A 20,785-nucleotide genomic window follows, 5' to 3' on the forward strand; every position below is an offset into this window, starting at 1 on the left:
TTCGGCCAGAAGGCGCACGGGCTCTAGCGAGCAGGGGCCGCAGCATGCGTGCAACAGTGTTTTCATGTGCGTTCCTTCCCGCCGATCGCTTCCATTTCCGTTCGCCATACTAGCACGCGCCACGTATTGCCATGACTCCTGCCGCAATAAGCACATGCCGCGAGGGAGCGATGCGTGCCGTGCCTTTTCTGAAAAAGGCACGCCCCTCGCACATCTGTCGCAGCGTTTCCCCAGTTCGCGAAAAACTAGCGACCCATTTCGCCCCAGCAAGCCTGCCTTTTCTGAAAAAGGCAGCGCGCGGTATGTGCCCCTCCGCGGGGCAATGCGCCGGAAATCGAGGACGAGCTCGCCGACATCTAGCGCGCGGTATGCGCCCCTTCGCGGGACAATGCGCCCATCACGACGTCCTGCCCGCTGGAACGCCACCCGAATTGGCGGGCCGGGCTTTCCCCGTTCGTTCGTTTCCGCAGTTTTCGCGTGATTGCTTCTCGAGGGCCCATGCGTATGCGAGTATCGAAGGCGGAATACGAAAAGGGGTGCATATGACTGGTTTCACGTCTGCGGAGACGAATAACGCGAAGCTTAACGCTGCTCCATACGACGCGATATTCTTCGACATGGACGGCACGCTGCTTCCCATGCCCGTGCGTCAGTTCCTCGATCGCTATTACGAAATCCTGGAACGCAAGCTGCGCAACGCGGGGAAGGACGCCAAGCTCTACATTCACTGCCTCGACCGCGGCATGCATGCCATGAGCTGCCACTCTCCCGAGGAGACGAACGCCGATGCGTTTTGGCGCATGTTCGCGCAGGCTCACGAAGACGAGGAGTGCCCGCTGAACGCCCACGAGCTGGCGGAGGCGCGCGATTTCTTCTTCGATTTCTACCAGAACGATTTCGATGAATGCGGTCGCGACATCGTTCCCAATCCGCATGCGGCTGAAGCGGTGCGCATTCTTGCGGAAAAGGGCTACCCCCTGTACCTGACCACTATGCCGCTGTTCCCGTTGGAAGGCGTGCTTGCGCGTCTGCGTTGGGCGCAGGTCGACCCGTCGTATTTTGCGCGCATCACGCGCTTCGACAACAGCACGGCGGTGAAGCCCCAGACGGCGTACTACTACGAGAACTTGGCCATTGCGGGCGCCGAGCCTGGCCGCGTGCTCATGGTGGGGAACAACACCATCGATGATCTGGCGTGCCTGGAAACGGGCATGGATGCCTACCTCGTCACCGACGACCTCATCAACGACAACGGGTTCGACATTGCCACGGTGAAGCACGGAACCATGGAAGAGTTTGCTGATTGGGCCCGTGAGCTGCCCGTATGCGAGAGCAAGCGTGCGCTTGAGGGCTATCCCGACCGCTCTCCGCTCGACGGCGGCATTCGCATTGCTCATGGCCGCGACGCCATGCCCCAGCCCCTGTGGGATGAAAACGAACGCATGAGGATTACCACCACGGCTTCCTAGCCGTTGAAGTGCTCGAAGATAGAAAGAAGACTATGGCTCTATTCGACGTAACCATCGAAGCGCGTAGCGGCAACGCTCGCGCGCTCACCTTTGAAACGGCGCACGGCACGGTGCGCACGCCCATGTTCATGCCCGTTGGCACGCATGCCACGGTGAAGGGCATTACCGTGGACGTCTTGCACGAGCTGAAAAGCCAGGTCGTGCTTGCGAACACGTACCATCTGTACATGCGCCCGGGCGTGGAAATCATCGAAGAGGCCGGCGGCGTGCAGAAGTTCATGAACTACGACGGCCCCATGCTCACCGACTCGGGTGGGTTTCAGCTGTTCAGCTTGAACCACATGATGAAGACCGACAATGACGGCGTGAACTTCAAGGCCCTCGACTACGACGGAAGCAAGCATCGCTGGACGCCCGAAATCAACATGGACATTCAGCAGCGCATTGGCGCCGACATCGCCATGCAGCTCGACCAGTGCATTGGCTATCCCGCCGAAAAGCGCGATGTGGCCGCGTCCACGAAGCTCTCGTGGGAATGGGCCGAGCGTTGCCTGATGGCTCATACGCGCCCCGACCAGGGCCTGTTCGGCATCGAACAGGGCGGCATGCATATGGATCTGCGCCTCGAGAGCGCCAAGCGCCTGCTGGAGGCGGAAGAGCGCGCGAAGGCCGCGGGCATGCGCGGGTTCGCCGGCTTCGGCATCGGCGGCTATTCCGTGGGCGAAGACCACGAGGTCATGTTCGAAACGCTGGGCGAGGCTACCCGCGCACTGCCGGAAGACCGTCCGCGCTACCTTATGGGCGTGGGCAATCCCACCACGCTCGTGCGCGCCGTGCGCGAGGGCGTGGACATGTTCGACTGCGTGCTTCCCACGCGCACGGGGCGCATGGGCACGGCGTTTTCCAGCCAGGGCCGCATGAACCTGCGCAATGCGAAGTACGCGCACGATTTCACCGCGCTCGACCACGAGTGCGATTGCCCCGTGTGCCGCAACTATAGCCGCGCCTACCTGCGCCATCTCGTTAAGCAGAACGAAATGCTGGGCGGCATGCTCCTTTCCGAGCACAACCTGTACTTCCTGATCCACCTCATGGAAAAGGCGCGTGAAGCCGTTCTGGCCGATGCGTACGAGGAATTCTACGAGTCGTGGATGGCGAGCGCCGGAGCGAACGACTACTAGGTCGCCCATCTGGTCGCGGAAACGAATAAACGCAGTTCGGGAGGGTTCCATTTGGAGCCCTCCTAGTCTGTTGTGGTTGGAGCGCCCTGCTTCTTGTGACATAATGCAAAGTTAACCGCAGTATATGCGCGGAGCGGGGCAAGGGTCTTCGCGCGTAGGGAACAAAGGGAATCCAATGGCTGAAGCAACATCCAAGAAGCGCAAGCACGTAAGCGCGAACAACCGCCGTAATGTCTGGCTGCTCGTGCTGCTCACCCTGTTGGTGGTGGGCTCCGTTTTCATGTTCATGCCTCCGCAGGAAAAGATCAATCAGGGTCTCGATATCCAGGGCGGCCTTTCCGTGGTGCTTACCGCAAACAGCACCGACGGCGATAGCGTGAGCCAGGAAGACATGGACATCAGCCGCGACATCATCGAGTCGCGCGTTAACGCCCTTGGCGCTTCGGAAGCAACGGTTCAGATCCAGGGCAACAACCAGATTCTCGTCCAGATTCCCGGTATCTCCGATACTCAGGAGGCGCTCGACACCATCGGACGCACCGGTAACCTCGAGTTCGCCCGCCTCGACTCCTTCACCGATGAAGACGTGCGCCAGAAGATCGATTCGGGCAACCTCAGCACGTCTACCACCATCACCGACGATTATGGCAACACGCTTCCCTCCGAGGGCGGTTCGTCGCTCACGGTCGAAGAGGGCACCTACACGCCCATCGTCACGGGCGCCAACATTCAGAACGTCACCATCGACAAGCAGAGCGAGGGCAGCCCGTACTACGCGGTTAACATCTCCCTCGACGCCGAAGGCACCCAGGCGTTTGCCGAGGCCAGCGCCGATCTGGTAAGCGACCACGGCAAGATCGTCATCATCCTCGACGGCGTGGTGAACTCCGCTCCCGCCGTTCAGTCCGAAATCACCACGGGCCAGGTTTCCATCACCGGCAATTACTCGCAGGACGAAGCCAAGGCCCTGAAGACCGTTCTGGAAAGCGGTTCGCTCCCCGTGAGCTTCACCTACGCGCAGAGCCAGACGGTCGGCCCCACGCTGGGCCAGGACGCGCTCGCTTCCGGCGTGCTCGTTGCCCTCGCCGGCATCCTGCTGGTCATGCTCTACCTGCTCTTCTTCTATCGCGGCCTGGGCATGCTCACCGCTGCCGCCATTGCCGTGTTCGCCGTGCTCTATCTGGGCCTTCTTGCAACGCTTTCGCATTTCGGCCTGTTCAGCCTGTCGCTTTCGGGCGTGGCCGGCATCGTTCTTACCATTGGTATGGCAGCCGACTCCTCGATTCTTACCCTAGAGCGATTCAGGGAGGAAATCCGCTTCGGCCGTAGCGTGCGCGCTGCGTCCATCACGGGCGTGCGTCATGGCATCCTCACGTCGATCGACGCCGACCTCGTGTCGCTCGTCACGGCGCTCTCGCTCTTCTTCCTGGCATCCAGCGGCGTCAAGGGCTTCGGCCTCACGCTGGCGCTGGGCATTATGTGCGACATCGTCATGATGCTCATCTTCAAGGCTCCGCTCATCCGCCTGCTCGCTCCCCATGCCATCGCGAAGCATCCCGGCTTCTGGGGCGTGAAGGATTGCCAGGCGGCGGCTGGCGTGTACGAAGACCTCGCCGACGCCGAGGGCGAGACCGTGGAGATCGCGGTTTCCCTGGAGGCCATCAACTCGCATGACAACGAGGTCTACGCAACGCGCAAGGGCGGCGAAGCCGGCAGCGCTGCCGCGAAGGCCGCTTCCAAGGTGAAGGGCCGCTTCGTCAAGCACGACATCAACTTCCTCGGGTTCCGCAAGGTGTTCCTGTCCGTCGCGGCCATCGTCATGGTGCTGTGCGTGGTTGCCATCGGCGTGCGCGGCCTGAACCTGGGCATCGAGTTCGTTGGCGGCACGAGCATCACGTTCACCGACACGGGCGACGTCACCACCGATCAGATGCGTTCCGCGTTCGCTAGCGCGGGCGAGGGCGATGCCGTCATCCAAACTACGTCGAGCAATGGCGAAGCGGGCTTCATCGTGCGCACCACGAACGCCGATGCCGCGGAATCGGCTGGCGAGGCCATGACGGTCGCCAACAGCCTGGGGCTTTCCTCGTCTAACTTCCAGGTGAGCACCATCGGGCCCGACTGGGGCACGAGCGTCATCCAGGCGATGTTCATCGCCCTCATCGTGTCGTTCATCCTTATCATCGCGTACATTGCGCTGCGATTCCGCCAGTACAAGATGGGCGTTACCGCCATCGTCGCCCTCGTGCACGACATCCTGCTCGTGGTGGGCATCTACGCCCTCGTGGGTCGCGAGATCAACCCCAACGTTGTTGCGGCCCTGCTCACCATCTTGGGTTACTCGCTGTACGACACGGTGGTCGTGTTCCATCGCATCAGCGACAACATGGAGAACCTGGAAGTGCCTTGCACGTTCATGACCATGGCCAACCATTCCATGAATCAGGTGTTCATCCGTTCCATCAACACCACGCTCACGTCGATCATCCCCGTTCTGGCCATGCTCCTGTTCGGCAGCGAGACGCTGCAGGACTTCGCGTTCGCCATGGTCATCGGCCTGATTGCCGGCGCATATTCCTCCATCGCCATCGCGTGCCCGCTCTTCGCCATCTGGAAGTCGCGTGAAGAGAAGAACCTCAACTTGGTGAAGAAGTACGGCAACGAAGTCGGTCGCTTCGCCACGTCGCGTGGTTCGCTCACGTACGCCGCTCCTGCCGAGGAAGCGAAGCAGGAAGAGCCTGCCGCAGTTGCCGTGAAGGAAGCCTCTGTGAAGCCTGAAAAGGCTGTTCCCGCCGAGCAGAAGAGCGCTGCGCAGATTGCCAAGGAAAAGCGCGCAGCTGCTCGCAAGCGCGCCAAGAAGGAGCAGAAGGCGCATCAGAGCGCCCAGCCCGAAGTGCGCATCGTCGATCGCGAGAAGTTCGAAGAGGCCGCCGAAGAGGCTGCCAAGCATCAGCCGAACGAAGAGTAGCGGCGTAACAACATAGCCGTTTATCGGGCCGGGCCATGCGCTCGGCCCGATGTGCATATGCGCCCTGAATTCTCCCCATGCTGTGTGGCTGCCGCGCTGGGCTAGCCGAGCGCGTGGCTAGCACGGTAAGATAGGGGGCGAACAAAACGAGCAAGCGTATACACGCGTGAAAGGAACATGCTATGAGAACTGGCAGCGCGCCTAACTTTGCCCCGCCCGAGCAGGAGGGCACCGTATTCACGTTCGAGGACGAGAAGGGCGAAAAGGTAGACCTCGAGTTTCTGGGTCTCATCCTTCTGAACGAAGCCCGCTATGGCTTCTTCTTCCCCGTGTCCGACGACGAGCCCGCGCTTTCCTCGGGCGAGATCCTGGTAATGGAAGTCACGGAGCTCGACGAAGATGGTCAGCCCGTGGCCTTCGAGCTGGTCACCGAAGAGGAAACGGCCGTAGCGGCGTATAACGAGTTCAAGATTGCCGCGAAGGACCTGTACGACTTCGAATAGCCGGCGGCTTGCAGCTACGAATAAGCCCCGATGCGCATTGCGTATCGGGGCTTTGCTTTGCTGCCTGGGGCTTTGGCGAGCAGCTCGTGGCTATGCCGCCGTCAGCACGCTTACCGTTATGGTGAGGGCGAGCAGTGCGATGGTGATTGCCGCGCCTAGCGCGTCGACGCTCGTGAACGCGAGGGGCTTCAGCTTCGTGCGGCCTTCCGCACCGTGGTAGCAGCGTGCGTCCATGGCCGCCGAAAGCGTTTCCGCATGGCGGAACGCGCTCGTGAACAGGGGGATCATGAGGCTGGTAAGGCTCGAGACGCCGCCCTTTAACGGGCTCGTGGAAAAGGACGCCCCGCGGGAGAGCTGGGCTGCCCGGATGGTGTGGAGCTCGGTGATGAATTGCGGCACGAACCGCAGGGCGATGCCCATTACCATGCTGAACTCGTGCGCGGGGAAGCCCACGCGGCGTAGCGGGGCAAGAACGGCCTCGATGCCGTCGGTGAGATCGAGCGTGGTGGTCGTGAGCGTGAGCAGGCTTGCGTCGAGCAGGAGCAGCGTGAGGCGAATGCCCAGGAATACGGCGTTGTGTATGCCCGCCTGGCTAATCTGCAGCGGTCCGGCCGCCACATAGACGTCGCCTCCCTGCACGAAGAACACGTTGAGCAGGGCCGTGATGACGACGATGAAGAACAGCGGGCCGATGGAGCGCAGTGCTTGGGGCAGGGGGATGCGCGCGACGACAATGCACGCGAGCAGGAAGAGCGCGCATACGCCCAGCGCCGCATAGCTGCTGGCGCAGAAGATTGCCACCATGATGAGCACGACGAGCGTGAGCTTCGCGCGCGGGTCCATGCGATACAGCGGACTGTCGCCGGGCCAGTACTTTCCGAAGAGCGCTCTATTCATCGCGTGCCTCGTATAGCCCTGCGATGGCATCTGCCAGCGTATCGGCGGTGTAGAGGCCCGTATGCGGAGGGAGCGCGACACCAGTCTCGGCGAGGCAATTCGCCAGATGCTGCGCAGCGGGCACGCCCAAGCCGATTTCCTTGCAGGCTTTCGCGTCGGCGAATACCTCATCAGGCGTTCCCAGGGCGAACTTCTCACCCTGGTTCATGATGAGGATGCGGTCGCAGAAGCGCGCCAGGTCGTCCATGTCGTGGGAAACCATCACCACGGTAAGGCCCTCGGTGCTGTGCAGGCGCTGGATGAAGAGCAGGAACTCTTCGCGCGCATGCGGGTCGAGCCCCGCAACGGGCTCGTCGAGGATGAGGGTTTCCGGGTTCATGGCAAGTACGCCTGCGAACGCCACGCGTCGCTGCTGGCCGCCCGAAAGCTCGAAGGGGCTCATGTCGCGCAGCGCCTCGGGGTCGAGCTCTACCAGGCGCATGGCCTCGGCGTAGCGCGTCTCTAGATCGTTTCCGGAAAGGCCCATGTTGCGCGGGCCGAACGTGACGTCTTCGAATACCGATGCGGCGAAAAGCTGGTGTTCGGGATACTGGAATACCACGCCCACGCGGGTGCGCGCCTTCGTGGCCGCGCCCTTCTCGGCGATGTCCACGCCGTCGACCAGCACGCATCCGCGCGTGGGATGCAGCAGGCCGTTCATGTGCTGGATGAGGGTGCTCTTGCCGCTTCCCGTATGGCCGGCGATGCCGAAGAATTCGCCGTCGTTCAGCGTAAAGCTCACGTTGTGGATGGCCCAGTAAGCCGAGGGGGCGGTTCCCCAGTCGGCGGGGTTGTTCGCTGGTTCGTGGCGCTTCTTGCGTGCGCGCTTTCCCTCGGCCGTGCGGTACGTGTAGCTGACGTTCTGGAACTCGATCATGCCGCACCGCCTTCCCGGCCAAGAAGCGCGCTTAGCTCGCGTGCCAGCTCTTCTTCCGACATGCAGGTGGGAACGGGCACGCCGCGTTCCTGCAGCATCATGCTCATGCGTGCCGCGAACGGCGTGTCTAGATGCAGATGCTCGAGCTTGCCGATCTGGGAAAACACCTGGGCGGGCGCTCCCTCGAGCGCGACGGTTCCTTCTTCGAGTACGTAGATGCGGTCGGCCTGCGCGGCTTCCTCCATGAAGTGCGTAATCATGACGACGGTCATGCCCTCGCTGTTCAATTCGCGCGCGACGCGCATGAGGCCCGCGCGACCGCGAGGGTCGAGCATGGCGCTCGCCTCGTCGAGGATGAGGATGCGCGGTTCCATGGCAAGCACGCCGGCAATGGCGACGCGTTGTTTCTGGCCGCCCGAAAGCGCCGTGGTTTCCCTGCGCTCGAAGCCCTGCAGCCCCACGCGCTCAAGCGCCTTGGTTACGCGTTCGCGCAGCTCGGGGTTGGGGATGCCCAGGTTTTCCGGGCCGAACGCCACGTCGTCTTCGATGAGGCTGGCAACGAGCTGGTCGTCGGGGTTCTGGAAGACCATGCCCGCGTTGCTGCGGATGAAGAAGGTTTCCTGCGCGTCGGACGTATCGCGTCCCACTACGCGCACGGAGCCGGCATCGGGAGCCAGGAGCGCGTTCACGTGCTTTGCGAGCGTGCTCTTGCCGCTTCCGTTGCCACCGAGAATGGCTACGAACTCGCCTTCTTTGATGGCGAGGCTGATGCCGTTCAGGACGACGTGCTCGCCGTCGTAGGTGAACGTCGCCTGCTGGAAGTCGACTATGGGTGCTGATTCGCTAATGGCCATGACTAGCGGCCTTTCACCTGGCTTTTCTTAGGTGTGATGAGGTTGCTGATCGACTTGTACACCACCAGGGTGAGCACGGAATTGATAACGCTCTTGGCGATGTTGAACGGCAGCAGGGCGGGCAGGATGAGGCCAGCTACCGCTTCCAGGGGCATGCCCAGATAGAGCGGATCGATGATGAGGTTGGACACGATGGCTGCGGCGGTCATGCAGACGATGCCCGTAACCAGACCAATTACGGCGCCTGCAAACGTATGCTTGCGCGCGTAGATGGCAGCGCTGGGGCCCACCATCGCAATGATGACGATGATGTTCATGAGACCGCCAACCCAGTCGCCCATGATTATGGCGTGGACGAGTGCGCTTACCGTTCCCACAACGATGCCCGCAACGGGGCCGTACGCGAAGCCGCTCACCATGGCGGGCATGGCGGAAGCGTCGAACTTGAGCCACGTGATGCCCGGGATGATAGGGAATTCGATGAAGCAGAGAATGACGCTGATGGCGCACATGAGGGCCATGATGACGAGCTCTTTCGTCTCCCAGCGGTTGGTGTTTTGCATCGTAGGCATGAGTTGTTTCTCCCCGTGAGTTCCTTTGTTTTGCAAACGTTCATTATAGCGTAGCCGCATGGGGCGTTTGGGCGCACGGTACTGCCGTTGAATAAGTCACGAAATGTGCGCTTTATCGCGATAGAGTGCGCGATGACTCATAAACACGTATACTTTTGACCTGCTATGGATATTATCTCAATACTCAATCAAATCGATGCATTCGTATGGGGCCCCATCATGATTTGCCTGCTCCTCGGATCGCATCTGTTCCTGTCGTTCCGCACGGGCTTCATTCAGCGCAAGCTTCCCACGGCCATTAGGCTTTCCGTTGCCCAAGACGACGACGCCGAAGGCGACGTGAGCCAATTTGGCGCCCTTGCCACGGCCCTTGCGGCCACCGTGGGCACCGGTTCCATCGTGGGCGTTGCCACCGCCATTCTGGCGGGCGGCCCCGGCGCCGTGTTCTGGATGTGGGTCACCGGCGTGTTCGGCATGGCCACCAAGTACACCGAAGTCTATGCGGCGGTGAAGTACCGCGTGAAGGATTCGCGGGGCGAAATGCTCGGCGGCGCCATGTATGCGTGGGAGCGCGCCTTCAAGCGCCCCGACGGCTCCACGCCGCGCTGGGCGCATCTGGGCGCCGTGCTCTTCTGCCTGTTCGCCATCATCGCCACGCTTGGCACGGGCAGCGCCGTTCAATCGGCTGCGATGACGGGCATCATCGAGTCAAGCTTTCCGGGAGTTCCCGCCACGGCCATCGCCATCATCATTGCGCTGTGCGTTGCGCTCGTTATCTTCGGCGGAGTGAAGTCCATCGCGAAGGTCTGCGAGCGACTCGTTCCCATTATGGCCGTGGTCTACGTAATCGGCTGCATCATCATCATGATCATGAACGCCCCGTACGTGGGGCCGGCCATTGCCACGATCATCGAATGCGCGTTCACCCCGAAGGCCGCGTTCGGTGGCGCCGTGGGCAGCGGCATCATGGTTGCGCTGCAGTACGGCTGCGCACGTGGCCTGTTCAGCAATGAAGCCGGCCTGGGCACCGCCCCCATCGTGGCTGCTGCCGCGGCAACGCGCAACCCTGCGCGCCAGGCCCTCGTCGCCATGACGGGCGCCTTCTGGTCCACCGTCGTCATCTGCGCTATCACGGGCATCGTGCTCACGTCTACGCTTCTGGCCAACCCCGGCATCATCGAGGGTGGCACGATCGAAGAGGGCGCGGCTCTGGCAAGCGCCGCGTTCAGCAGCATTCCCTACGTGGGTACGCCCATTCTGGTTCTGGGCATGGTGAGCTTCGCGTATTCCACCATCCTGGGCTGGAGCTACTACGGCAACCGCTGCGTCGTGTATCTGTTCGGCCAGAAGGCTACGCGTCCCTACCAGGTGCTCTACGTGCTTGTGGGCATCGCGGGCGCCCTGGGCGTGGGCGACGTGGTGTGGACGGTGAGCGATATCGGCAACGCGCTCATGGTCATTCCCAACATCGTCATCGTGCTCGCGCTTTCCGGCGTGATCGCGCGCGACACCAAGCACTACGTGTACGATGGCAATCTCGACGAGGCCGACGATTCGGAAATCCCCACGGTGAGCGCCCGATAGCTTCCGCGGCGGAATGCGCATACGCAATAGGAAAGGCAGCCAATCGGCTGCTTTTTCGTTAGCTCCTGCCGTATGAGTGGGCTAGGTCGATGAGCTCCTGCTTCTTGTGGATGCCCAGCTTGGCGTAGAGGCGTTTCATGTGCGTGCGCACGGTGTTTTCCGAGATGTAGAGCTGCTCGGAGATGCTGGGGACGGTGTTGCCCTGGCAGACGAGCTTCACCACCTCGGCCTCGCGGTTGGACAGGCCGAAGTCGCGCTGCAGCAGCTGGGCCTGCTTGTCGATGCGGTCGCGCCAGCCGTCGCGCGTGGTGCTGGGGCGCGATAGGTCGGAAAGCGGGCTCGTCGCGTCCGGCTTGTCGATTTCTTCCTGCTGAGTGGCCTCGTCGTCTGCGGTTTCGGCCTCGGTTGCGACTATTGCCACCACGGGCTCGGCGACGCGTGCGCGCGGCGTGATGAGCTCGATGTGGTCGTCGCTGAACATGTCGGCCTGCTCCTTCTTGAAGTCGATGGTGCTGATGAAGAACATCAGGGCCAGCAGGTAGACGGTGACGATCGTGGTGAAGACAACGGGGTTCGCGGCGGCGATGCCCAGCTGGTCGCTGGCGCTGCCGATGAGGAATCCCATGTCGTGCATGGCGTAGACGATGCCGCCGATGGATCCGAAGGCGTATACAGGGTGAATGCCCTGGTCGCGCGCAATCTGCGCCGTTTGGAGCATGACGAGCAGATTGGCGATGGCGTAGAGGGCGTAGAGTCCGGCAGCCAGCCAGCGCAGGTATTCCTCGTTGGCCAGGGGCACGACTACGAGCGCGGAAATAACCAGGGGAAACACCACGCGATACAGGCGCGTGATGCTGAGGTTCAGGCCGCGTGCGCGCCAGAGGTACAGAAGCGCGAGGGCCGCGGCCAGCATGCCGAGCATCGAGAGGATGTTCACGAGCGAGCCGATGCCTGGATTGTCGATGGCGAGCGCGCGCATGATGCCGGCGCAGAAGGCGAGTGCGCCGATGGCGAGCGTGGCGCGCAGGGTACCGCGGATCAGGCGTGCGTACACGCGCCTGTTTTCTCGCGGACTGTCGGTGAACATGGGCTGCTCGTAGTTGATGCTTCGGTTCTTCAGCGTGAGGGCCAGGCCGAACAACGGCAGGAACACCACGGGGATGAGGAACGCGGTAACGGCGCGCGGAATGAGGTAGAGCGCCGCGTAGATGACGGCGGCGTATATGGCTCCCACGATGAGGGCGCGCGTGCCTTGGTCGGGTTCAGTGCTGGCGAAGTAGCGCTGCCAGAGCAAGTAGAACATGGCCGCACCGCTACCCAGCAGCACGCCCGCGGCAACAAGCAGGGGGAGCGCGTAGGAATACACGTAGATGGACGCGATGAGGCAGACCCAGCCCAGCCCGTAGAATGTCGACGCGCCAGAGGTGGTGAGATTGAAGAAGCGTCGTTGGTGCGACACGTACACCTGGCGCGCGCAAACTAGGAACATCACGAAGAAGGAAATGGACTGAGCGAAGTAGAACCAGAAGAGCAATTCGTGCGTCTGGTTTTCCAAGGGCAGGAACGGGAACACGCCGCCCCATACGCTCGCCGCGTTGATTGCGAGAAAGAGCGCGAATCCCAGAATGGCGACCGAGGGCCGCAGCGCGGTTTCGATGCTTTGCCGCATACCCCTCCTTTCTGTGCTTCCTATTTTACCTGATGCAGCATAGAGCCGCAGTATAGCGCGACCAACCGGGCTGCATGACAGTGGGTGACCCTATTTACCTGGGCAAATGAGAAATTACCACCTTTCATGTGACAAGGCTCGCCGACGAAGAGCGTAGGGTTGTATGCACCGCCGCGCGTGGGAAGGGTATTGGCGCGGCATAAGCAGACAAGAAGAAAGAGGAGGAGAAAGCATGACGGAGCAATCCATGTCCAGGCGCTCGTTCGTGAAGACGTCGGGCGCGCTCGCGGGCTTGGCTGCAGCGGGTGGAACCGCTGTTGCATCGCAGGAGCTTTTCAACGCCGGCGAAGCGCATGCGGCCGATGCCGACACCATCGCCTGGAGCCAGTGCAATGTCAATTGCGGTGGCAACTGCATCTTCCAGTGGCATGTGCGCGACGGCAAGGTCGCTTACATGGAAACGGACAACACGGGCGACGCCGACTTCCAGGCGCGTGCCTGCCTGCGCGGCCGTTCCATGCGTCGCTGGCTGAACAACGCCGATCGCCTCATGTATCCCATGAAGCGCGTTGGCAAGCGTGGCGAGGGCAAGTTCGAGCGCATCAGTTGGGATGAGGCCATCCAGACGATCGCCGATCAGCTCGAGTACACCTACAAGACGTACGGCCCCAACTCCATCTACATCGTGTACGGCACGGGCACGTACTTCAGCATGTCGAAGGTTGGCCATCGCCTGCTTTCGCTTGCTGGCGGCTACGTGAGCCAGATGTACGACTACTCTACCCATCAGCTTTCCGCCGCTATGCCGTACATGTTCGGCTTCGACGAGGAACTGGGTAGCGTGTTCTCGCCGTACGACAACATCAACGCCAGCTCCTTCACCGAGGCTGCCCAGCATTCCGACCTGATCGTGATGTTCGGCAACAGCCCCGCCGACACCCGCATGGGTGGCGCTAATGCCACGTGGGACTTCGCACGTGCCCGCGAAGGCGTTCAGAGCCGTGGTGGCAAGGTCGTGAACATCGACTACCGTATGAACGAGAGCGCTTCGGGCCATGCCGACGAATGGCTGCCCATCCGCACCGGCACCGACGCCGCCCTGTGCGCCGCTCTCATCCACGAGTTCATCAAGGATGGCAAGGCCGACCTCAACTTCCTGCACACGTACTGCGTGGGCTTTGACGAGGAGACCATGCCCGAGAGCGCCAAGGGCCAGAACAAGTCGTTCTACGCCTACATCATGGGCGAGGGCTACGACAAGGTCGAGAAGACCCCCGAATGGGCCGCTCCCATCACGCAGATTCCCGCAAGCCGCATCCGCGAGCTCGCTGCCGACCTGGAAAACGCCAAGGCTCCCTTCGTGTGCCAGGGCTGGGGCCCGCAGCGCCACAGCAACGGCGAAGATACCTCGCGCATGATTTCCATGGTTCCCGTCGTGCTCGGCCAGATTGGCCTCCCCGGCACCAACACGGGTCAGCGCGAAGCCGAGCCCCCCATTTACCTGGTGGGCAACATCCCCTTCAAGAACCCCAACAAGACGCAGCTGCCGGTATACCAGTATCTGAACGCCGTCGACCACGGCAGCAAGATGACCAAGCTGAACTCCGGCATCCTGGGCGCCGATGAGCTGGGCACCGATCTCAAGTTCCTGTGGAACTTCGCCGGCAACTGCCTCACCAACCAGCATGGCGACGTCAACAAGACGCACGAGATCCTGGCTGACGAGAGCAAGTGCGAGTTCATCCTGGTGTGGGATACGGTCATGACCGACTCCGCCAAGTATGCCGACATCCTGCTTCCCGACATGATGCGCTCCGAAGTGCTGAACATGCAGACGCAGGGTTACTCCGAGTACTACACGGGCGTCACCGTGGGCGGTCCTGCCCAGGAAGCTCCGGGCGAGTGCCGTAACAGCTACGACGTGTGCGCCGACATCGCCGAGAAGCTGGGCTTCCGCGATGAGTACACTGAGGGCCGCAGCTACGAGGAATGGGTCGAGTACCTGTACAACAAGGGCCGCGACGCTGCCGCCGATCCCGTCGAGGGCTACGGCATCAACATGCCCACCTGGGATCAGATCAAGAAGGACGGCGTGTTCAAGATGGAATGCGAGCCCGCAATCGGCCTCGAGGACTTCCGCAAGGACCCCGCCGCCAATCCGCTGGGCACTCCCTCCGGCAAGATCGAGATCTATTCCGAGACGCTGGCTGAAATCGCGCAGACCTGGGAACTCGAAGAGGGCGAAGAGATTCACGCCATCCCCGTGTTCTGGGCTGGCCCCGAAGGCTACGGCAGCGTGACCAGCGAATTCCCGCTGTACTGCTCGGGCTTCCACTACAAGGCCCGTACGCACTCCAGCTTTGGCTTCATCGACGAGCTGAAGCAGGCTGCCCGCCAGCAGATGTGGATCAACCCCATCGACGCCACGCCGCGCGGCATCGCCAATGGCGACATGTGCCTCGTGAGCAGCCCCGCTGGCAAGATGCAGATCGAAGCCAAGGTTACCGAGCGCATCGTTCCCGGCACCATCGGCATTCCGCAGGGCGCATGGCATGACGCCGACATGAACGGCGACAAGCTCGACAAGGGCGGTTGCGTCAACACGCTGACCACCTATCGCCCCACGCCGCTTGCCAAGGGCAACGGTCCCGCTCATTCCATCATCGCCCAAGTGGCTAAGGCCTAGGGAGGAGGACCAAGATGACTCAATACGCGTTCTATCTGGACACGAATCGCTGCACGGGTTGCAAGACCTGCGAAATGGCGTGCAAGGACTACCGCGACCTGTCCAGCGAAATCGCCTACCGTAAGGTCTACGACTACGAGGGCGGCAGCTGGGAAGACGCCGGCGATGGCACCTACACCACCACGGCCTTCATGTACCACATCTCAATGAGCTGCAACCATTGCGATAACCCCGCCTGCACGCAGGTGTGCCCCACGGGCGCAATGCACAAGGACCCCGAAACCGGCCTGGTCTCGGTGGACGAAACCAAGTGCATCGGTTGCGGTTACTGCCACATGGCATGCCCCTACAACGCTCCCAAGGTCGACCGCAAGGCTGGCCACAGCGTGAAGTGCGACGGCTGCGCCAGCCGCGTCGCGGAAGGGAAGAACCCCATCTGCGTCGACGCCTGCCCGCTGCGCGCTCTGGAGTTCGGCACGGTTGAGGAGATGGCCAAGCTGGGCGAACGCGCCAATATTGCGCCGCTGCCCGCTTCCAGCTACACCAACCCGAACCTGTACATCAATCCCACCGACGACGCCCGTCCCGCGAACAGCGGCGAAGGCTCGGTCGTGAATCCCCTGGAGGTGATCTAGCATGGAAGCGGCAATGTCCGAACTGCCTTTGGCGCTGTTTACCGTATTCGCGTCGATCGGCGCGGGCGCGTTCTGCGCGCTGGCTCTGGCTGGTTTCTCCACGCAGCTCGACGAAGGCCAGCAGGCACGCGTCGACCGCGCTACCTGGATTCCCCTGATCTTCGTCATCGTGGGCTTCATCTGCGCGTTCTTCCATCTGTCCAATGCGCTTAACGCCGTGAACGTGGTTGCTGGCCTGGGCCGCAGCCCCCTTACGAACGAAATCGCCATGGGCAGCGTGTTCACCGTGGTCGCGATCATCTACGTGGCCCTGGCGAACGCCGGCAAGCTCGCTGGTGGCGCCCGCCGCGGCCTGCTTACCGTTACCGGCGTGCTCGGCGTGCTGTTCGGCCTGTTCATGGGCTTCGCCTACATGATCGGCACGGTTCAGTCGTGGAATAGCTGGGCCACCATCGCAGAGATGCTGGGACTCACGCTCGCTGGCGGTGCCGCCATGGGCGCCTACGTTCTGGGCTCTGCCGAGGGTGCTTCCAAGGCGAGTGGCGTGCTGAGCGCCATGGCCTACATCGGCGCGCTGGTTGCGCTGGTGGGCGCCGCGGGCATGGCCTTCGCCGTGTCCGGCATGAGCACGGCTCTCTATGCTGGCTCTAGCCTGGTCGCGGGTGCCGTTCCGGCTCTCGTGATTGGCTGCGTGTGCCTGATCGCCTCCGCTGTCGCGGCGCAGGCATCCTGGAAGCGCGGCACGTCCGTGGCCCTTCTGGCCGTCGTGCTCGTCGTGATCGGCGCTCTGGCTCTGCGTCTCGCGTTCTATGCGATGCAGCTGTCCGTGGGTCTGTCCATTATGTAATGCCCGGGAGCTTCGAACCCCCTTTCGGTGCTCCGCTTTTTCCATCGTCGGCCGTCACCCCCTAAGACGGCCGACGTCATACGAACAAGGAAGGTCGTCGGTTCGAGCCGTCGGCCTTCCCTGATATACTGTCCATGCTCATGATGCAGGAGGTGAATATGGGTAGCGGAATGCAGATCGCATTGGCGAATGCCTTTGGCGAAATTACATTGGCCCTGTTCACAAGCTTGGCTCCGGCTTCGGCCGTGGCATACGTCCTTATGGAGCTGCCGCTGTTCCGCCACGACCTTGCGGAGGAGCAGCGTGCGCGCTTCAACAAGGCGCTCAGCCTGCCGTTGGTGCTTTGCATGGTGGGGCTCATCGCCAGCGCCACGCATCTGGGCAATCCGGCCAACGCGCTGTATGTCATCATGGGCATCGGGCGCTCTCCGCTTTCGAACGAGGTTTCGGCTGCCGTTGCCTTCCTCGCATGCGCGGCCCTTATCTGGCTCATCGGGTTCGCCGAGGGGCGTCACCGTTCCCTGCAGCGCGTGCTCATGATTCTCGTCATTCCCGCATCGCTCGTATTCATCGGGTTCGTGTCGTGCGCCTACAGCGTAACCACCATCATCACGTGGAACACGCCGTTCGCGCCCGCCTCCATTGCGCTGGGGGCCTTCGTGCTGGGGCCCGTCATCGCCTCTCTGGGCATGCACGTTGCCAGGCTGGATGACAAGCGCCTCTGCGTGGGGCGGGGCCTGGCTGCCGTGTCGGTCGTTGCGGCCATCGCGCTCATTGTCGTGTACCTGCTTCAGATGGGTGCGCTTTCCCAGATGGAGAACTATCTGTACAGCGTGCAGGACCTTGCGCCCGAATACGTTCACCTCCTTGTGGCGCATGCCATTATCATGATCGTGGGCCTTGCCCTCCATGCGGTTTCGCTGCGGGAGGGCGTTGCTCATCGCCTGGCGTTGCGCATCGCCGCCATGCTGCTGGTACTGTTCGCGCTGTTCCTCATGCGCTTCGCGTTCTATCTGTTCCACCTCACGGTCGGCCTGGGCGTATAACCTCTTTTTTGCGGCTTGCTGGCGCTTCCTCGGGTATCATGTCTTTTCAAAACGTGAACCTTTGAGCGAACGGCAAGCGCATGGAAGAATTTGAGGGTGCAAGCGCTACCGCCCAGCGGGCTGGCGCATTGAAGAGCAACATTTTCGACACCGCCTTGATATTCGAGGGCGGCGGCATGCGCGTGAGCTATACGGCTGCCGTGGCGAATACCCTTCTTGAGCAGGGTCTCTATTTCGATAACGTCTACGGTCTTTCGGCGGGCGCCAGCAATACGGTGAACTACCTATCCCGCGATGCCGATAGGGTGAAACGCTCTTTCGTCGACCTGGTCGATATGGAGGACTTCGGCGGCACGGGCAGCCTTCTTCTGCATAAGGGCATGTTCAACGCCCACAAGATCTACCAGGAGGCTTGCAAGCCGGGCGGGTTCTTGCCGTTCGATTTCGATACGTTCTCGCGCAATCCTGCGAAATGCACCATCTCATCGTTCGAGCGCGACATGGGGCGTAGCGTCTACTGGACGAAGCGCGATTTGGCAACGCTCGAGGACCTGATGGTCCGCGTTCGTGCCTCGTCTACGTTGCCCCTGCTCATGCCGCCGCCCCTGGTGGATGGCAAGCGCTATTACGATGGTGGATTGGGCGAAGGGTCTGGCTTCATGCTTCCCAAGGCCAAGGCCGATGGCTTTACGCGCTTCTTCATCGTGCGCACGCGCCCGAAGGAGTATCGCAAGCAACCGCCGCAGGGTGCAACCGCGCGCGTCATGAATGCAATGCTGTGGCGTCGGCCTCATGTTCGCGAGGCGCTTGCCAGGCGTGCGGATGCCTACAATGCGCAATGCGAGGAAATCGAGCGCTTGGAGGCGAGTGGTGCGGCATACGTGTTCTACGCCGAGGGCATGAACGTGGAAAGCGGCACCACCGATAAAGCCGCTCTGCAGGCGAGCTACGATATGGGCTGGGAGCAGGCGCATCGCGAGCTGCCGGCTATGCGCGCATTCCTGGAGGGGCATATCGAGGCGTAAGCGCCTCCGTGCCCGTTGCTAATCAGCGAGTTTTGCGTGCCGTCCGCGTCGTGCGGGCGGCACGTTCTGCTTTCCGAAAAGCGTGCCAGGGAAGACGATGGCGCAGAGGAAAAGCGGCGATGCCAGGAAGAATGGGAATAGATAGCGCATGTTGCTCACGGGGCCCAGGAGGAACGTGAGCAGGAATAGTAGCGGAACGAGGCAGATGAGCGATCGCGTCCAGTGCTGGCGGTTGCGCGCTATGAGCGAAAGCGCTCCGAAGAGGAGAATCCAGAGGGGCATCGCGAGTGACAGGACAAGGCTGGCCAGGGGAATCTTCTCGAGCGTTTCGAAGGTTGCGATTCCGTGCAGGAAATCGTAATAGGCGGGCAAGAAACTCTCGTTTTCCACGTGGTAATACTCCGCCTTGTAGTAGCCCGTTTCCACGTAGATGCGTTCCGAGTAGTCGTCGACGGGCGAGGCGCCCAGATACCAATAGGGCACATTCAGCGAAAGCGCTTCGTAGAGGTAGCTTGCGGGGTGGGATGCGCCGATGGAGGCCCAGAGCTTGATGAACTCAGCAGCTGTGGCCGTATCGGTTTTGAACAGGTTCTTCACTGGGTCCGCAAAGCGCGGGTTGAACTTCTCGGCTGCCTTGTCGGTGTCGAAGAACTGGTTCAGTTCCTCGATTTGCGCGTCGCTGAGGGTGTTGGGCTCGTATGCAAGCACGCGTGCAACCTGGTTAATGGGGAGCGCGAGGGCTTCGCGCGAGGACCCCGGGGCTATTCCCAGCGCGCTGTACAGTGGCCCGCTGATGATGAGGGCGGCGGCTATGGGCAAGGCGAATGCCGCAGCCACATTTCCGCGCTTCGGCAGTGCCACGACGCACAGGATCGCGATGGGGATGAGCGCGTAGACGAAGTTATTTCGGAATAGGCAGCATGCAAGAGCGAGCAGGGCGAGCGATGCGAGCGTGGGGACGTGCGCAAGGAGTCGCCCGGGATTGGCGATGACGCGGCAAAGTTGCATAAGCAGCGGAATGAAGAATGCCGCGAAGAAGACGTCTTTGGTGGGGCACAGCCCCATGATGCTCGTAAGAGGACATACGAAGAACGCGAGGGATGCGATGACCAGCGCTCGCGGCATCGATCGCGCGTGGAGGAATGCCACGAGCGAGGCAAGCGAGCAGGATATGACGAGCATCTGAACCAGTTCGTAGATGGTGATGCCTCGCAGGCCCAGGAAGCCTTCTGCGTGCAGGCACACCCCAATAATCCACGTGTGGAGCGGGGGATGATGGGTCGTGTACGCGTTGGTGAATACATAAGTTGACTGGATGGGCATGTCGTAGGAAAACATGCCGGGCCAGAATGCAAGCAGCGTGGGAATCCACGCTGCGAAGATGATAGCCCACGATAGGAGGAAGACCGCACGCGCGGATAGCCTCTTTCCTTTCGCGCGAGCTTTTTCGTCGAGCGAATCGAAGCAGGTCCAGATGAGCGCGGATGCCTGCGCGGATGCGATCGATATTCCAACCAGGCAGAGCAGGGAGCGGGCAATCGCCTTGGGCGAGGCGATGATTTCATGCAGCGTATTGTCTCTGTAGACCGCGTGGCCAGCCACGAGGCCTATCGCGAAGAGTATGCCGAAGATGAGCGCGCAACGGTCGATGGTTCGCGCGGTTTCCTGCGGGATTGAGGCTCGCTTGCGCTCGTAGAGCGTGGCGATTCCGAATGCGAGCGCCGCGAGAATGAATGCGAAGAGGATGCGCAGAACAAGCGCCTGTCCGCGCGTGTAGAGCATCGTGCAGCCAGCCGAAAAGCACAGGGCGACGGCTATCTTGAGCGGCAGTTTTTCGGAGAGCGTTTTCACAATGAAAACTATAGCAGATGGGCAAGAGCCCGCATGTTCCAAAGGGTGCGGGGCGGCGGACCCGATTGGCTCGACGCCCCGC

General features: G+C 61.8%; 16 protein-coding genes. 10 read left to right on the top strand and 6 right to left on the bottom strand.

Annotated elements, in window-relative coordinates:
* Positions 1 to 542 precede the first annotated feature (542 nt).
* The 4 genes from AC04P6_RS02790 (at position 543) to AC04P6_RS02805 (ending at position 6,121) form a co-directional block, all read left to right on the top strand.
* Entirely contained in the window at positions 543 to 1,469 is a 927-nt protein-coding gene (locus AC04P6_RS02790; protein ID WP_475565068.1) for an HAD family hydrolase, read from the top strand.
* A gap of 32 nt (positions 1,470 to 1,501) precedes the next feature.
* On the top strand, positions 1,502 to 2,650 hold the full coding sequence (gene tgt / locus AC04P6_RS02795; protein WP_475565069.1) for a tRNA guanosine(34) transglycosylase Tgt: 1,149 nt from the start codon (positions 1,502 to 1,504) through the stop codon (positions 2,648 to 2,650).
* Between the two features lie 175 nt (positions 2,651 to 2,825).
* Positions 2,826 to 5,618 (top strand): protein translocase subunit SecD, encoded by a 2,793-nt coding sequence (secD, locus tag AC04P6_RS02800; protein ID WP_475565070.1) that lies wholly within the window; start codon positions 2,826 to 2,828, stop codon positions 5,616 to 5,618.
* Positions 5,619 to 5,800: 182 nt separating this feature from the next.
* Positions 5,801 to 6,121: a DUF1292 domain-containing protein gene (locus AC04P6_RS02805; protein WP_475565071.1), complete on the top strand. Its 321-nt coding sequence runs from the start codon at positions 5,801 to 5,803 to the stop codon at positions 6,119 to 6,121.
* A 90-nt stretch (positions 6,122 to 6,211) separates the two neighbouring features.
* Here the strand turns inward: AC04P6_RS02805 and AC04P6_RS02810 are convergent, their stop codons facing one another.
* The 4 genes from AC04P6_RS02810 to AC04P6_RS02825 are packed head-to-tail and all read right to left on the bottom strand — an operon-like array spanning position 6,212 to position 9,360.
* Positions 6,212 to 7,018, bottom strand: a complete 807-nt coding sequence (locus AC04P6_RS02810) for an energy-coupling factor transporter transmembrane component T family protein (RefSeq protein ID WP_475565072.1) — start codon at positions 7,016 to 7,018, stop codon at positions 6,212 to 6,214.
* The gene (locus tag AC04P6_RS02815; protein ID WP_475565073.1) at positions 7,011 to 7,934 is read right to left on the bottom strand and encodes an energy-coupling factor transporter ATPase; all 924 of its coding nucleotides are present in this window, start codon (positions 7,932 to 7,934) and stop codon (positions 7,011 to 7,013) included. The genes AC04P6_RS02810 and AC04P6_RS02815 overlap by 8 nt, the downstream gene beginning before the upstream one ends.
* Positions 7,931 to 8,788, bottom strand: a complete 858-nt coding sequence (locus tag AC04P6_RS02820; protein ID WP_475565074.1) for an energy-coupling factor transporter ATPase — start codon at positions 8,786 to 8,788, stop codon at positions 7,931 to 7,933. Before AC04P6_RS02820 ends, AC04P6_RS02815 begins: the two co-directional genes overlap by 4 nt.
* A 2-nt stretch (positions 8,789 to 8,790) precedes the next feature.
* Positions 8,791 to 9,360 (bottom strand): ECF transporter S component, encoded by a 570-nt coding sequence (locus tag AC04P6_RS02825; protein ID WP_475565075.1) that lies wholly within the window; start codon positions 9,358 to 9,360, stop codon positions 8,791 to 8,793.
* 165 nt (positions 9,361 to 9,525) lie between these two features.
* On the opposite strand from AC04P6_RS02825, the gene AC04P6_RS02830 reads away from it, so the two are divergent.
* Positions 9,526 to 10,944, top strand: a complete 1,419-nt coding sequence (locus AC04P6_RS02830) for an alanine/glycine:cation symporter family protein (protein ID WP_475565076.1) — start codon at positions 9,526 to 9,528, stop codon at positions 10,942 to 10,944.
* 58 nt (positions 10,945 to 11,002) lie between these two features.
* Here the strand turns inward: AC04P6_RS02830 and AC04P6_RS02835 are convergent, their stop codons facing one another.
* Positions 11,003 to 12,613 carry a response regulator transcription factor gene (locus AC04P6_RS02835; RefSeq protein WP_475565077.1) on the bottom strand — a complete coding sequence of 537 codons (1,611 nt, stop codon included), beginning with the start codon at positions 12,611 to 12,613 and terminating at the stop codon, positions 11,003 to 11,005.
* Positions 12,614 to 12,845: 232 nt separating this feature from the next.
* Between AC04P6_RS02835 and AC04P6_RS02840 the strand changes: the two genes are divergently transcribed.
* The 5 genes from AC04P6_RS02840 (at position 12,846) to AC04P6_RS02860 (ending at position 18,852) form a co-directional block, all read left to right on the top strand.
* Positions 12,846 to 15,299, top strand: a complete 2,454-nt coding sequence (locus tag AC04P6_RS02840; protein WP_475565078.1) for a DMSO/selenate family reductase complex A subunit — start codon at positions 12,846 to 12,848, stop codon at positions 15,297 to 15,299.
* A gap of 14 nt (positions 15,300 to 15,313) precedes the next feature.
* Positions 15,314 to 15,934: a DMSO/selenate family reductase complex B subunit gene (locus AC04P6_RS02845; RefSeq protein WP_475565079.1), complete on the top strand. Its 621-nt coding sequence runs from the start codon at positions 15,314 to 15,316 to the stop codon at positions 15,932 to 15,934.
* 1 nt (position 15,935) lies between these two features.
* Positions 15,936 to 16,781, top strand: coding sequence for a dimethyl sulfoxide reductase anchor subunit family protein (locus tag AC04P6_RS02850; protein WP_475565080.1), 846 nt, complete (start codon positions 15,936 to 15,938; stop codon positions 16,779 to 16,781).
* Positions 16,782 to 16,939: 158 nt separating this feature from the next.
* Positions 16,940 to 17,827 carry a dimethyl sulfoxide reductase anchor subunit family protein gene (locus AC04P6_RS02855; protein ID WP_475565081.1) on the top strand — a complete coding sequence of 296 codons (888 nt, stop codon included), beginning with the start codon at positions 16,940 to 16,942 and terminating at the stop codon, positions 17,825 to 17,827.
* 80 nt (positions 17,828 to 17,907) lie between these two features.
* Positions 17,908 to 18,852 carry a patatin-like phospholipase family protein gene (locus AC04P6_RS02860; protein WP_475565082.1) on the top strand — a complete coding sequence of 315 codons (945 nt, stop codon included), beginning with the start codon at positions 17,908 to 17,910 and terminating at the stop codon, positions 18,850 to 18,852.
* Positions 18,853 to 18,870: 18 nt separating this feature from the next.
* Here the strand turns inward: AC04P6_RS02860 and AC04P6_RS02865 are convergent, their stop codons facing one another.
* Complete coding sequence (locus AC04P6_RS02865; RefSeq protein WP_475565083.1) at positions 18,871 to 20,703, bottom strand: DUF6020 family protein; 1,833 nt, start codon at positions 20,701 to 20,703, stop codon at positions 18,871 to 18,873.
* Positions 20,704 to 20,785: the final 82 nt, after the last annotated feature.

The sequence above is a fragment of the Denitrobacterium sp. genome, assembly GCF_056180635.1.